This is a genomic window from Curtobacterium sp. VKM Ac-2922, from assembly GCF_022815645.1.
In the GTDB taxonomy this organism is placed as follows: domain Bacteria; phylum Actinomycetota; class Actinomycetes; order Actinomycetales; family Microbacteriaceae; genus Curtobacterium.
Window position 1 is genome coordinate 59,387 of record NZ_JALGRO010000015.1, and the last position, 13,365, is coordinate 72,751.

General features: G+C 70.0%; 13 protein-coding genes. 9 read left to right on the top strand and 4 right to left on the bottom strand.

The window, feature by feature from the left end:
- The first annotated feature begins 85 nt into the window (after positions 1 to 85).
- Positions 86 to 1,135: a biotin/lipoate A/B protein ligase family protein gene (locus MT346_RS16205; protein WP_243564122.1), complete on the top strand. Its 1,050-nt coding sequence runs from the start codon at positions 86 to 88 to the stop codon at positions 1,133 to 1,135.
- Between the two features lie 213 nt (positions 1,136 to 1,348).
- Entirely contained in the window at positions 1,349 to 1,684 is a 336-nt protein-coding gene (locus MT346_RS16210) for a hypothetical protein (RefSeq protein ID WP_243564123.1), read from the top strand.
- A gap of 5 nt (positions 1,685 to 1,689) precedes the next feature.
- On the opposite strand, the gene MT346_RS16215 is transcribed toward MT346_RS16210, so the two are convergent.
- Entirely contained in the window at positions 1,690 to 1,974 is a 285-nt protein-coding gene (locus MT346_RS16215; RefSeq protein WP_243564124.1) for a GNAT family N-acetyltransferase, read from the bottom strand.
- Positions 1,975 to 2,045: 71 nt separating this feature from the next.
- Between MT346_RS16215 and MT346_RS16220 the strand changes: the two genes are divergently transcribed.
- A complete protein-coding gene (locus MT346_RS16220; protein WP_243564125.1) occupies positions 2,046 to 3,416 on the top strand; it encodes a hypothetical protein in 1,371 nt (456 codons plus the stop codon).
- A 41-nt stretch (positions 3,417 to 3,457) separates the two neighbouring features.
- Positions 3,458 to 3,955 carry a hypothetical protein gene (locus MT346_RS16225; RefSeq protein ID WP_243564126.1) on the top strand — a complete coding sequence of 166 codons (498 nt, stop codon included), beginning with the start codon at positions 3,458 to 3,460 and terminating at the stop codon, positions 3,953 to 3,955.
- 91 nt (positions 3,956 to 4,046) lie between these two features.
- On the opposite strand, the gene MT346_RS16230 is transcribed toward MT346_RS16225, so the two are convergent.
- From MT346_RS16230 to pgm, 3 genes are all read right to left on the bottom strand, one after another.
- Positions 4,047 to 6,503 carry an MDR family MFS transporter gene (locus tag MT346_RS16230; protein ID WP_243564127.1) on the bottom strand — a complete coding sequence of 819 codons (2,457 nt, stop codon included), beginning with the start codon at positions 6,501 to 6,503 and terminating at the stop codon, positions 4,047 to 4,049.
- A 265-nt stretch (positions 6,504 to 6,768) separates the two neighbouring features.
- A complete protein-coding gene (locus tag MT346_RS16235; protein ID WP_243564128.1) occupies positions 6,769 to 7,602 on the bottom strand; it encodes a hypothetical protein in 834 nt (277 codons plus the stop codon).
- Between the two features lie 3 nt (positions 7,603 to 7,605).
- Positions 7,606 to 9,225: a phosphoglucomutase (alpha-D-glucose-1,6-bisphosphate-dependent) gene (gene pgm / locus MT346_RS16240; protein WP_243564129.1), complete on the bottom strand. Its 1,620-nt coding sequence runs from the start codon at positions 9,223 to 9,225 to the stop codon at positions 7,606 to 7,608.
- A 102-nt stretch (positions 9,226 to 9,327) separates the two neighbouring features.
- On the opposite strand from pgm, the gene MT346_RS16245 reads away from it, so the two are divergent.
- From MT346_RS16245 to MT346_RS16265, 5 genes are all read left to right on the top strand, one after another.
- A complete protein-coding gene (locus MT346_RS16245) occupies positions 9,328 to 10,179 on the top strand; it encodes a DUF6177 family protein (RefSeq protein WP_243564130.1) in 852 nt (283 codons plus the stop codon).
- Positions 10,176 to 10,565 carry a DUF6507 family protein gene (locus MT346_RS16250; protein WP_243564131.1) on the top strand — a complete coding sequence of 130 codons (390 nt, stop codon included), beginning with the start codon at positions 10,176 to 10,178 and terminating at the stop codon, positions 10,563 to 10,565. The genes MT346_RS16245 and MT346_RS16250 overlap by 4 nt, the downstream gene beginning before the upstream one ends.
- Entirely contained in the window at positions 10,562 to 12,352 is a 1,791-nt protein-coding gene (locus MT346_RS18505) for an RNase A-like domain-containing protein (RefSeq protein WP_243564132.1), read from the top strand. Before MT346_RS16250 ends, MT346_RS18505 begins: the two co-directional genes overlap by 4 nt.
- The gene (locus tag MT346_RS16260) at positions 12,349 to 12,678 is read left to right on the top strand and encodes a hypothetical protein (RefSeq protein WP_243564133.1); all 330 of its coding nucleotides are present in this window, start codon (positions 12,349 to 12,351) and stop codon (positions 12,676 to 12,678) included. Before MT346_RS18505 ends, MT346_RS16260 begins: the two co-directional genes overlap by 4 nt.
- A 181-nt stretch (positions 12,679 to 12,859) precedes the next feature.
- Positions 12,860 to 13,348: a contact-dependent growth inhibition system immunity protein gene (locus tag MT346_RS16265; protein ID WP_243564134.1), complete on the top strand. Its 489-nt coding sequence runs from the start codon at positions 12,860 to 12,862 to the stop codon at positions 13,346 to 13,348.
- Positions 13,349 to 13,365 lie beyond the last annotated feature (17 nt).

Here is a 13,365-nt window from a genome sequence, read left to right on the forward strand (position 1 = left end):
CCCAGATCAGGCGAGCCGGTCGGCGCGCGTGATCCGCGCCTCCGGTTTCGCGATGTGGTGGCGACCGCAGGAATAGGCTTGCGACGTGCATGGTGAGTACAAGGTCCCGGGTGGCAAGCTCGTCGTCGTCGACCTGCAGGTCGAGGACGACACCATCCGGCAGTTCCGTCTGGCGGGGGACTTCTTCCTCGAACCGGACGACGCGCTGCCGCTGATCGACGCCGCGGTCGAGGGGCTGCCGGCCACCACCGACGCCGCCGGCATCGCGGCCGCCGTCCGGGCGGCGCTGCCCGCCGACGCCGTGCTGCTCGGCTTCACGCCCGAGTCCGTCGGGGTCGCGGTGCGACGGGCGCTGTCGCGGGCGTCGACGTGGCTCGACCACGACTGGGAGGTCATCCACGAGGGGGCGATCAGCCCGAACGAGCACCTTGCGCTCGACCAGGTGCTGACCGAGGAAGTGGGGGCCGGACGCCGCCGCCCGACCCTGCGCATCTGGGAGTGGGACGAGCCCGCGGTCGTCATCGGGTCGTTCCAGTCGCTCAAGAACGAGGTCGACCCCGAAGGTGCCGCGAAGTACGGCGTGCAGGTTGTCCGGCGGATCTCGGGCGGCGGGGCGATGTTCATGGACGCCGGCGCGATCATCTCGTACTCGCTGTACGTGCCGACCGACCTGGTGCAGGGCATGACCTTCGCCGACTCGTACGCGTTCCTGGACGAGTGGGTGATCGAGGCGCTGAAGTCCCTGGGCATCGACGCGTACTACCAGCCGCTCAACGACATCACCTCGGCCAAGGGCAAGATCGGCGGCGCCGCACAGAAGCGGCTCGGCACCGGTGCGCTGCTGCACCACGCGACCATGAGCTACGACATGGACGGCGAGAAGATGGTGCAGGTGCTGCGCATCGGCCGCGAGAAGATGAGCGACAAGGGGACCACCTCGGCGGCGAAGCGGGTCGATCCGCTGCGGTCGCAGACCGGGTTGTCGCGGGCGGCGATCATCGACTCGCTCATCGCCACGTTCACGGCGCGGTACAAGGCGACGCCGGGTGCGGTCACCGCCGACGAGCGGGCGCGGGCGCGGGAACTCGTGGCGTCGAAGTTCGCGACGAAGGAGTGGCTCGAGCGCGTGCCCTGAGCCGAGCGACTGTGGGCCGGCGGCCGAGCCGAAATGGGTCGGCGGCCGAGCCGTTCGGTGGGGATCCCGGCGTGGGTCGGCGGCCGAGAGAGGGGGGATCCCGGCCGCCGAGCCTCCAGTGTGGATGTCATCCCGATGAAGCAGCCCGGTGGATCGTGAGAATCACCCGCGCGGCGGATGTCCCGTCCCCCCGGCCGACGTAGCCTCGATCGCGTGAACTGGTTGATCCTCCTGGGGGCGATGGCTGCAGCAGTCGTCGTGACGTGGATCGCCGATCGCGCGGGGTGGATCGACCTGTCGAACAAGTCGACCAGCAGCGGGGGATCCGGCGGCATCGGCACGATGATGGACGAGGTCTTCGCCCCGACCCGGCACGAGACGCAGGCCGAGTACGAACGGCAGTCGCGCCTGCCTCGCGAAGCACCGACTCCGAGCGAGCACGACCACGACCTGCTGAGCGGCTCGGTGCTGATCCGGGTGCCGGCGGTCCGCAGTGCGAAGACCGGACGGCACGAAGCCCGCCCGGGCACGCACGACCGCTCGTACTGAGCGCATCAGCGCGTGGTGAGCTCCTGGTAGTCCGGGTGCCGCTCGATCCACGCTGCGACGTAGCTGCACTGCGGGACGACGCGCAACGACGAGCCCGACCGGACGTCGTCGAGGGCGTGCTGCACCAGGATCGACGCGTATCCGCCACCGCGGTGCGCCGGGTCGACCTCGGTGTGCACGAAGCGGATCTCGTCACCGTCGGTCTCGTACGCCGCGAAGCCGATCACCTGGCCGTCGTCGACGAGGGAGTACTGCTGCTGATCGGTGTCGTTCCGGACGTCGAGTGCCATGCCGGCGACGCTACGCCCGGGCCCCGAAGAAGGGCCTGTGCACCCGCTGGACGTCCCGTTACAGTCACTCCGTGACGCAGCAGCACGATGCCCAGACCCCGCCGTTCCGGTTCCGCACTCCGCCCGGGTGGCCGACACCCTCGGCCGAGTGGGTGGCACTCCACCAGCTCGCCGTCCCGGGCCCGCAGTGGACTCCCGTGCCCGGTGTCCCGACGGCGCCCGCGGGCTGGCGGTTCTGGCAGGCCGACCGCCGCGCGTTCCGTGCGGCGATGCCCGCCGCCGCTCGTCGCCTGGTTGCCGTCGGCGGTGTCGGCGTCGGGCTGCTCGCGCTCGGCATCGTCCTGGCCGTCGTGCTCACGGCATCGGATGCCCCCGCGGTGTTCGCGCTCGTGCCGCTCGCGCTCGGTGCTGCGCTCTGGGTGGTGCCGTGCGTGCGGTGGTGGGACCTGGCGGCGACGACCGAGCGTGCCCTGGCTGCCGAGTCGGCGGCGCGACGGTCCGGCGCCGTGCTCGAGCACGCCCGTGCCGCGCGACCCGACCTGCGTGCCGACCAGGTGATCGCGGCGTGGACTGCCGCCGCGTGGGGTGTCGAGACCGCGGCCCCGCTCGAGGCGCCCGCAGTCCGCTCGGCACGCCCCGTGTCGGCGGCGGGCTTCCTGCGCGCCTCCCGGACCGCGACCGGCGTCACCGTGGTGCTGGCTGCGGTCGCACTCGTCGTCGGGGCCGGCGCGGGAGTCGCCCCCGTCGCGGTCCGCGCGCTGGACACCGGCCAGACGATCGCCCGTGGGATGCAGGACGGGGCCGGTGGCGACGCCCCGGACACCGCGGCGCCCTTCACCTCTGACGACGGCACCGTCACCGTGACCGAGGACGACGACGCCTGGGACGACACGTGTGGCACGACCCCGGGCGACGGCGGCTGCTGGACCTGGCAGGTCACGAGCACCAAGACCTGCAACCTCGAGGTGACCATCGGTTTCGCGGACACCCTGACCGGCGACGACACCCGCACGGTGCGCCGCACGGTCCAGGTGTCGAAGGACCGGCCGCTGTACATCGCCGAACCCGGCGACGAGGACTACAGCGGCATCGAGGCCACCACGTGCGCCACGGCGTTGCCGCACCGGCTGGTCACCGGCGAGAGCGACGACCCGATCGCGGACAGCGAGTGGCCCGAGGGCTGTGACGCCTCCGGCTGCGTCGGCTGGGTGCTGCACCCGGAGGCGGACTGCACCGACGCCTCCGTCCAGTTCCTGGTCGACGACAGCGACGGGCCGCTCGAGGACCCGCACGACCTGGTCGTGAGCGCCGAACTGCACGCCGGTGACCCCGTGACGGTCGTCGCGGGTGGGGTGCCCGACGACGACGGCACCGCCTCGATCGTGCAGGTCACGTGCGCGGTGACGGGCGGTGCGCCCGCCGATCCGAGCGCACTCGGCTGACCTCCGGGTCTGCGCCGGACGTGTCTGCCAGGATGCTAGGCATGCACCACCGGATCCCGCTCGCGGCGGTGACGATCGTGGTCGTCGGCGCTGCGGCCGGATGTTCAGGAGGACAGATGCAGGCCCGACCCACACGACAGCCCGACGACGCGAAGCGCAGCATCCAGCGGCTCGTGGACGACACGACCACTGCACTGGGTGGGACGTGGACCACGCAGGTGGGGCCCAGGCTCGGCACCTGCAAGGACGAGCACGGGGACGGGGCAGGCATCAACTACACGGTCATCGCCGCTCGATCGGGGCGGGGTGACGCTGCCCGGGACATCGCGACCCTCGAGCACCTGTGGCGCTCCGAGGGCCTCGAGACGACCCGGTTCGCGACCGACGACGAGTCGTACGTGGGGCTCGACGGCCGGGGGACAGCCATCGCGAACATCGGGTTCCGCTCGTCGGACCTGGGCGGCGGCGACACGGTGACCGGGACGTCGGCCTGTGCGGCGGGCGACTACGCGCAGCTTCGGAAGCAGGAGCGTTCCTGACGGGACACCCGACGCCGCACCGGAATGGTGCACACGACGACGAAGCCGCTGTCTGCTGACAGCGGCTTCGTCGTGGGTGGAACGGGTGCGGCTACTCGGCCGAGTGACGGCCGTGCGCGTGGCCGCTCTCGTCGAGACGGGAGGCCCCGCTCGCCTGGGCAGCGTCGGTTCCGGTCGACGTCTGGTCCGGCCGGTCCGCCACTGCGGCGTGCGCCGCGCGGTGGGCGCGGATGGCACCCGTGGTGGTCGGCGGTTCGTCGATCGGTGCTGCTGCCGAGTGGGCGCCGTGCGTGGGCGCGTCGGGCAGCGGTGCGCGGGTGTCGTCCGGCAGCACCGACACGTGGGGTGTCTCGGTGGACCGGGCGGACCGCGGCTGGGCCGGCACGTCGGGTGAGGTCGGGACGACGTGCATCGACCCGGTGTCGGGTGACACGAGCGAGCCCGTGTTCGCCGCCGAGCCCTGGGCGTCGACGGTCAGACGGTCGTGGTCGTCACCGTCGGCACCACCGCTGGCGGCGGCGCGAGCCGTGTCGGCCTGCTCCTGCAGTGCGGAGGTCTTCCGCAGCGCCGGGACGCGGAAGAACCACGTCAGGATGAAGGCGATCAGGATGACGCCCAGTCCGACGAAGTACACCGTGACCGTCGAGGCGCTGAAGCCGACCAGGAACGGGCGGGTCAGGCGCTTGTCGGCACCGTTCAGGAACGACGTGTCGCTCGTCGCCGAGTTCGACGAGGAGCTGGCCGCAGAGTTGCCGCTCTTGAGCTGCTTGATCAGGGTCGGGGCGACCTCGTCGACGACGTTCTTGCGCTGCGAGGCGTTCGAGTAGTCGATCTGGAGCTTGCCGTCGACGACCTCGGCGTTCGCCTTGCCGGCTGCGGTGGCCAGGGCCTGCCGTTCAGCCGCGGGAGTGGCGTCGGCGACCTGCTGGTCGATGATCGTCTGCTCGGCGGCTGCGGGCACGGTCCCCGCGGCGACCTGGGCCTGGACGGCGGCGGTCACCTTCTGGGTGACGGCCTGGTCCGCTGCCTGCTTGGCGGCCGCCGTGCCCTTGTCGAGACCGGACTGCACGTTCTGCTTGACCGGGTCGACGATCTTCGTCCAGATCTTGTCCATGACGCCCTTGTTGTCGGACGCGCTGGCGACCGACGGTGTCAGGGCCGCGTTGAGGGCGCTCGACAGGTCGGACTTGTTCTGCATGGCCGTCGTGATGTTCGTCGGCATCAGGGTGAACAGCACCGACAGCAGCACCGCGGTGCCCATCGTGCCGCCGATCTGCCGGAAGAACGTCGCCGCACTCGTGGCGACACCGATGTCCCGGGGCGAGACCGAGCCCTGCGCGGCCAGCGTCAGCGTCTGCATGAGCTGCCCCAGGCCGAGGCCGATCAAGAACATGCCCGTCATCAGGAACCACAGCGGGCGGTCGGCCGTCAGGAACGTGAGCACCGTGAAGCCGATGGCTGTGAAGGCGGTGCCGGTCACCGGGAACAGCCGGTACTTGCCGGTGCGCGAGATGATCTGACCCGATGCGATCGACGAGATCATCAACCCGAGCACCATCGGCAACATGGCGAAGCCGGACTCGGTCGGGGTCACACCCTTGACGATCTGCAGGTACAGCGGGATGGTCAGCATGGCGCCGAACATGCCGAAGCCGACCAGGACGGACAGGATCGCGGCCATCGAGAAGACGCCCGAGCCGAACAGCTTGAGCGGCAGGATCGCGTCGTCGCCCATCGCCCGTTCGACGATGATGAAGCCGACCAGGCCGAGCGCGCCCACCAGGTAGCAGGCGATGGCACCGGGGGAGTCCCAGCCCCACTCGCGGCCCTGCTCGGCGATCAGCAGCAGCGGGACGAGGGTGACGATGACCAGCGAGGCACCCCACCAGTCGATGCGGGGCTTGCCGCGGTCACCGAACTTCGGCAGGTGCAGGAAGGTCAGGACCATCGCGAGCGCGATGATGCCCACCGGCACGTTGATCAGGAACACCCAGCGCCAGCCGGCCACGAACAGGATCTGGTTCGCACCGGCGAACAGGCCACCGACCAGCGGGCCGATGACGCTCGAGATGCCGAACACGGCCAGGAAGTAGCCCTGGTACTTGGCACGCTCACGCGGGGCGAGCATGTCGCCCATGATCGCGAGCGGCAGCGACATCAGACCACCGGCGCCCAGGCCCTGCAGCGCGCGGAACCCGGCGAGCATGAGCATCGAGCTGGAGAACGACGCCAGGAACGACCCGATGATGAAGATGCCGATCGCGGTCAGGAACAGCGGGCGGCGGCCGAAGATGTCGGAGAGCTTGCCGTAGATCGGCGTGGTGATCGTCGATGCGATCAGGTACGCCGTCGTGACCCAGGCCTGCTGGTCGAGGCCGTGCAGGTCGTCACCGATCGTGCGGATCGCGGTGCCGACGATCGTCTGGTCGAGGGCACCGAGGAACATGCCGGCCATCAGGCCGTAGATCACGAGCAGGATCTGTCGGTGGTTCATCACGACGTTGGACGCCGTGGTGGGTGCCGCGGGTGCGGTCGCCGTCTGGGTCATGGTCTTCGGTCTCCCGGGTACGAGAGCGCAGTCGAACGATTTTTGCGCTGTCTGCAAAGTTACATCTGCCGCAAGCCGAGCGTCCACACGAGACGCCTTCCTGTGTGGATCGGCAGGGATCCACGCCGGAACGATCGGCAGACGGTCACCGACGCCGATCGGGCCACCGTACGCCGCCAGGCCCGCGCCGGCCGCAGACCGACGCCGGCCGGCGTCGGGAGCCGAGCCGGGCCTCCAGACGGCCTGGAGGCACGGTGCCGGTCCGTCAGGCGGCTGCGGTCTCGTCGTCGAAGCCCGAGACGACGCTCACCGCGCCGTTCCGCGAGAAGAGGAGGTGCGGTGACACCAGCCCGCCGGGGTGGTGTGGGTCGCTGCTGATGAGCTGCGCGAACACCCCCGCCAGGCTCTGCACGGCGGCGAGGCTCTCCGGTCCGGAGATCGGAGCCGCGATCAGCAGATGACGGTTCGGGACCGTGAACACCGTGCCGTACGGTGCGGCGCCGAACAGCGCCGGGAGGTTCGCGGCCTTCGACGCGGTGAAGAGCGACTCACCCTCGACCACGTGCACGCCGGGAGCGATCTCGGAGCGATCGTCGACGGGCTCGTCGTCGGTGCGGAGCTGACCGATCGCGAACAGCTCGTCCACCCCGAGCGCGAGCTTCGGCAGTGTGCTCGCCGACAGGGTGGTCACCGTCGTCGGGTTGTCGAGGCACAGTGCCAGGACGAGGCCTGGCGCGAACGGTCGCGCGTACGACAGGTCGGTGGGGTCCGCACTGTCGTCCGCGAGCAGCCGGACGCGGATCCGGTCACGCAGATCATCCGCCGACAGTGCCTCGGCGGCGGGCTCCCGCTGCGCGAGCAGCATCCGGTCGAAGTGCTCCTCGGCGATCGCGATCTGTCGATCGGGCGTCTCGCCGCGCAGCTGTGCGGCCAGGTTCTCGAGCAGGTACACCTGGCCGTCCTGCGCGACGAGACGGACGGTCGCCGGGTCCGCCGGGTCGCCCTCGACGGACGTCTCCACCCCGCGCTCGGCGAGGACGCGGTGCGCGAGGTCCACCAGCGGCGGAGCAGCGCGCTGCTTCCGTCCGAACAGCCCCATGGCTCAGGCGCCGAGTGCGGCGTCGACGATCTCCTTGGCCTCGCGCTGCACCTGCTCCAGGTGCTCCTGCGACACGAAGCTCTCGGCGTAGATCTTGTAGACGTCCTCGGTGCCGGACGGTCGTGCTGCGAACCAGGCCCTGTCCGTGACGACCTTGACGCCACCGACGGCCGCGTCGTTGCCCGGTGCCTTCGACAGCTTGGCCGTGATCGGGTCGCCCGCCAGCGTCGTGGCGGTGATCGCGTCACCGTCGAGCTTGGACAGACGGGCCTTCTGGTCCTTCGAGGCCGCGGCGTCGACGCGCTGGTAGACCGGTGCGCCGAAGCGCTCGGTGAGCTCGTCGTACAGCTTCGACGGGGTCTTGCCGGTGACCGCGACGATCTCTGACGCCAGCAGCGCCAGGATGATGCCGTCCTTGTCGGTCGTCCACGCGGTGCCGTCCGTGCGCAGGAACGACGCACCGGCCGACTCCTCGCCGCCGAACGCCACCGAGCCGTCGATCAGGCCGGGCACGAACCACTTGAAGCCGACCGGGACCTCCCACAGGCGACGGCCGAGCGACTCGGCCACGCGGTCGATGATGCTCGACGACACCAGCGTCTTGCCGATCGCGGCGTCGTCGCGCCAGGCCGGACGGTGCGCGTACAGGTACTCGATCGCGACGGCCAGGTAGTGGTTCGGGTTCATCAGCCCGCCGTCGGGGGTGACGATGCCGTGGCGGTCCGAGTCGGCGTCGTTGCCGGTCAGCACGTCGAAGTCGTCCTTGTGCGCCAGGACCGAGGCCATCGCCGAGGGGCTCGACGGGTCCATCCGGATCTTGCCGTCCCAGTCGAGCGTCATGAACGACCAGGTCGGGTCGACGTCGGGGTTCACCACGGTCAGGTCGAGCTCGTAGTGGTCGCGGATCGCGTTCCAGTACGGCAGTGACGCACCACCGAGCGGGTCGGCGCCGATCTTCACGCCCGCACGCTTGATCGCGGCGATGTCGATGATGTTCTCGAGGTCGGCGACGTAGGTGTGCAGGAAGTCGTAGCGGTCGGGAGTGGCGTGCTCGGTGCGCTGGACCTCGGCGTTGCCGCCCTCGATGATCGCGTTCGCACGGTTCGCGATCCAGCTCGTGGCATCGCTGTCGGCCGGGCCGCCGTGCGGCGGGTTGTACTTGAAGCCACCGTCGCGCGGCGGGTTGTGGCTGGGCGTGATGACGATGCCGTCCGCGGTGTCGGGGTTGCCGGCGCGGTTGTAGCGGATGATCGCGTGGCTGAGCGCCGGGGTCGGGACGTACCCGTTGTCGCTGTCTGCCAGCACGTGCACGCCGTTGGCGGCCAGGACCTCGAGCGCGGTGCGCTCGGCGGGGCCGGACAGCGCGTGGGTGTCACGGCCGATGAAGAGCGGCCCGTCGGTGCCCTGCGACTGGCGGTACTCGACGATCGCCTGCGTGATGGCGGCGATGTGGGTGTCGTTGAACGCCGAGTCGAGCGAGGAGCCGCGGTGTCCGGAGGTGCCGAACACGACCTTCTGCTCGGGCACCGAGACGTCCGGCACGCGGTCGTAGTAGGCGGCGACGAGTTCGTCGAGGTCGACGAGGTCGTCTGCGGTCGCTGGGGTGCCGGCGCGGTCGTTCATGTGACCATCCTGGCACCACGACCTCCGGGCCGTTCGAGGATGACGGCGGCCCTCGGTAGGCTCGGCGCGAGCGGTGGAGGGCACCGCGGGTCGGGGGAGACCATGGGGCAGGTCGTGCGTGCGGACGCCGCGTTCGTCGCCCGCGTGCGCCGAGACACGACGCGCGTGGTCGAGACCGCCCCCGGAGCGGTCCTGTCCTGGGCGGCCACGCACCTGTTGGCCGAGCACGGCTGGCGCTGGCGGCCCTCCGGTGCCGTACCCGCATCGGACGCCGTCGGTGACCTGCTGCACGTCGACCTGACGATCGAGCACGCCCCGTCGCCGCGCCTGGTGCTCGGGACGACGACGGCCCGGTTCCTGGCGGCGTTCGACCGCACCGTGACCCACGCCCTGCATGAGGGCGCCGAGGCACTGTCCCCGTCGGCGCTGACCGCGCTCGCCGAACGCCGCTCGCCCGGGTCCTCGACGTTCGTCGTCGGCAGTCCGGACGACACCGTCGGCGGCCTGCTGATCGTGGAGCGCGGGCCGCGCTCCGTCTTCGAGACGCTGCGCGTGGTGGTCGCGATCGACGACCGTGGCGCGGTGCGGGACCGACTGCAGGCGGGCCTCCTGGCCGTCAGTCAGGGTCGCCACCCGCAGTCCGGACTGTTCTCGACCAGCCGTGGTCGCCTGGACGGGGTGACGGAACCGGTCCTGCGTGGGCCGACGACGCCGCTGGCCGTGTTCGCGGGCGCTCGCGCCGTGCGCAGCCGGGGTCTGAGCGGGCGGATCGACCAGCTGGGCGGGACGCCCGTGGGTCCGGTCCGTGCACCGGGGGCGCTGTTCTGGTTCGACGGCGACGAGCCGGATCGGTGGCTGGCGGCGGCGGACCTGGCACGTGGCGTCCGCACGACGGACTTGCACCGGGTGTCGTCGTCGCTGGACGATGGGATGCGAACGGGGGAGGTTCGATGAGCACGGGGAGCTGGAAGGTCGACCCGTCCGGGGTGCAGACGGTGCTCGACGGCATGCAGACGTCGCTCGACGGCACCGCCGCAGCCCTGCAGTCGGTGCAGACCGGGGTGGCCGACGCGTCGGGCGGCGCCGGAGCCGTCGTGAACGAAGCGCTCGGTGCCTTCGTCGACCAGGTCAGCGACGACGTCGACCAGGTGACGTACCGGCTCGTCGGCGGGGTGCAGGGCGTCCGTGGGGCGGTCAACGCCTACGTCCAGGGCGACCTCGAGATGGCGGCGGACTTCCAGCGCGTCGGCACCACGGCCCACGAGACCCACGACATCTCGCTGTTGGTCCAGAACGCCTCGACCGACGGCTCGACGCTGGCTCCGGGGGCGAACCGGTGAGCGGCGTGCCGATCGGTGACCACGGACTCGTCGATCCCCAGGGCATCCCTGGCGCCGAGCTCGACCTGACGACCGTCTCCGCCGCGGCGACGACGATCTCGGGCGGCGGCGACGCGATGCGGACCGTCGCCGACGAGATCCCCGGCAAGTGGCAAGCGCTCGGCGCCGTGTACGAGGCGCCTGAATCCGGCCAGGTCCTCACGCTGATGGACCCCGTCGTCGACGACACCCACACGATCGGCACCGCTGCCCGCGGCGTCGCCAAGGCGCTCGACACGTACGCCTCCGACGCGGCCGGGCCGAAGAAGCAGCTGGACGACCTGCGCGTCGAGGCCGCGGCGTTCGTGGCCCGTGTGCGCGGCGGCGTGCCGAAGGCGACCTCGCCGTACGCGACCACGACCGCGCCGCAGGTCGACGGCTCGTGGAACGCCTACGGCGCGACCCGCTCCGACGCTCCGCCAGAGAAGACGACCGTGCCCTGGTACGAGGACATCGTCACCAAGCACGAGAACGACGACATCATCCGGCGGATCAACGAGCAGGTCGCATTGCTCGAGCAAGCGCAGGCCGACTGTGCAACCGCGATCAAGAAGGCGTCCGGAGCGAGTCTGCGGGGTGCGTACGTCGCCCCGACCGAGAACGACCTCAACGCACGTGGCGTCGAGTTGCCATGGAGCTCGGTCGGCACGGCGGACGGCAAGACCTGCGGCGAGCAGTTCTCCGAAGGTGCGACGAACGAGCTGCTCAACTCGCTCGAGAGCGGCATCCACATGCTCGGGTTCGACAACCAGGGTGCTTGGTCGACCGACACCCTCGGGTCGACGTGGGGCGGTGTCGTCGACGGCGCTGCCACCATCGGGCTGTTCCTGTCGCCGTACGCGTGGCTCGATGCGGCGCTCGACCCGAGGGGCGACGCGGCGAAGGCCCATGACGCAGCCGGCAAGGCGTTCGGGGACTGGTGGTCCGAGGCGCAGGCACATCCGGGAGCCGCCGCTGGCGCTGCTGCGATGGGGATCGGGCTCGGAGCTGCGGGCCCTGGTGGGCTGGCGAAGGACACCGCGAAGGCGACCGAGCTGGCTGAAGGGCTGGGCAAGCTCGGCCTGCACGGACTGAGCCGCGACGTTCGAGCCTGGGTCGAGAACGGAGCGTCGAAGGAGAGCGTCGACGCGCTGCACGACCTGGTCGACCGGACGTACCGGGACTACGCGGGCAGCGACGACTTCACGCCGGGGCTCGGCAAGGGTGACGGCTCCTTCGACCAGATGCTGCGCGGCGAGATGGCGCAGTTCGTCGACGAGCACCCCGACTTGCTGCGGCCGCACGACGAGGCGTCGTTGCCCCACGGCATCGAGTCGAAGCCGTTCACCGATGCCGGTGGCCTGGCTGCCGCGGAAGCAGCGGGCGGGCACACGCTGGAGCGGCACGTCCGGACCGACCTGCACGGGCAGCAGCTCGACGACTGGATCGCCGACCGTTTCGACCGGGAGAGGCCGAACAGCAGCTACACCGTCTCCCCATCTGAGCTCGACCGACTTGTCGCGAACAGCCTGGATTCCAACCACGACGCCGTTCAACGGTGGCTCAGCAAGATGGAGTCCGATCCCGGGAAGAAGCTCACCGAAGACTTCGACTGGCCCGCTGATCGCGTGGTCGGGCGCAGCTTCAACCCATCACGGGTACCGCCGATGAGCGACAGCACCGTGGTGCACACGGTGCTCAAGTACGATCCATCTCGGCAGCCTCCGTACTTCGTCCTGACGTCGTACCCGATCGGGGAGATGGGATGACGCGGAGTCACGACTACCGAGAACTCGTCCGTCGGGTTCCGCTGATCCGGAGCCTGTTGGCCGCGTCCTTCAACTACGACTGGATGCTCGACCACCCCACGGCTGAGTCGGTCTACGACGACGTCTTCTCCGGGATCTCGGAAGCAGAACGCAAGGAGTATCTCGAACAGGCCACAGTGCTCCAGGAGCACCTTCGTGACGATGATGCAGTCGCTGGTTTCCTCAGTTACGTTCACACAGGCCTCGTGCCGCAGTTGGACTTCGGGCTGACGCCGAAGAGCTGGCTGGACGCACTGATCGGGCGCCTGGAGGACTTGTCGGGATGAACCCACAGCAGATCCCCCTGACCGACGACCGACTGGAGGTCGGCCCCGCCCGGTGGAGTGGGGCCAACAACTCCAGGACCACGGCGCGGAGACTTGAAGGTGTGCGGCTCGTGATCGAACGGAGAAGTGCTGCGGACGTGGGAAGTCGATGGCGCATGCCCTTCCTGAGGGCGCGGGTCAGATGACGACGTCCTCGGAACGTCTCCGTGAAATCCGACGTCTCGCACCGCACATCGACGATTCCCTGGCCGCAGACTTCAACGTTGTGCTTCGCTGGATTCCGGGCGGCGAGCCGCCTTACCGTGTCATCACCAGTTATCCGAAAGCGACGGTGGGGGGAGTGAACGACCTCGAACGACGCGCACTGATCGCGAAGATTCCTCATCTCCGAAACCTGCTCGCAGCCGTGTTCAACTACGACTGGGACCTGGACTACGAGGATGCTGAAGCCGCCTACGCATCTGTGTTCGACGACCTCGATGCCGACGCGCGAGTCGAGTACATCCGCGAGGCGCAGCTACTCGAACGGGAGCTGACGTCTGAAACTGAAGTTCAGGAGTTCCTGAACTTCGTCGGTTCCGGACTCGCGCCCAGCGAGGATCTCGGCGTGTCCCTCGCCGAGTGGCCGCGCGCTCTGGTCCGCAGGATCCGGAAGTCGATGGAGCAATGACGACATCGCACCTGTCG

What these genes read in the sequence shown, in the direction of transcription:
- MT346_RS16265 (WP_243564134.1), top strand. Translation starts at nt 12,860, where the DNA reads ATGACGACGTCCTCGGAACGTCTCCGTGAAATCCGACGTCTCGCACCG.
- MT346_RS16235 (WP_243564128.1), bottom strand. Translation starts at nt 7,602, where the DNA reads ATGGGGCTGTTCGGACGGAAGCAGCGCGCTGCTCCGCCGCTGGTGGAC.
- MT346_RS16225 (WP_243564126.1), top strand. Translation starts at nt 3,458, where the DNA reads ATGCACCACCGGATCCCGCTCGCGGCGGTGACGATCGTGGTCGTCGGC.
- MT346_RS16245 (WP_243564130.1), top strand. Translation starts at nt 9,328, where the DNA reads ATGGGGCAGGTCGTGCGTGCGGACGCCGCGTTCGTCGCCCGCGTGCGC.
- MT346_RS16250 (WP_243564131.1), top strand. Translation starts at nt 10,176, where the DNA reads ATGAGCACGGGGAGCTGGAAGGTCGACCCGTCCGGGGTGCAGACGGTG.
- MT346_RS16215 (WP_243564124.1), bottom strand. Translation starts at nt 1,974, where the DNA reads ATGGCACTCGACGTCCGGAACGACACCGATCAGCAGCAGTACTCCCTC.
- MT346_RS16260 (WP_243564133.1), top strand. Translation starts at nt 12,349, where the DNA reads ATGACGCGGAGTCACGACTACCGAGAACTCGTCCGTCGGGTTCCGCTG.
- MT346_RS16230 (WP_243564127.1), bottom strand. Translation starts at nt 6,503, where the DNA reads ATGACCCAGACGGCGACCGCACCCGCGGCACCCACCACGGCGTCCAAC.
- pgm (WP_243564129.1), bottom strand. Translation starts at nt 9,225, where the DNA reads ATGAACGACCGCGCCGGCACCCCAGCGACCGCAGACGACCTCGTCGAC.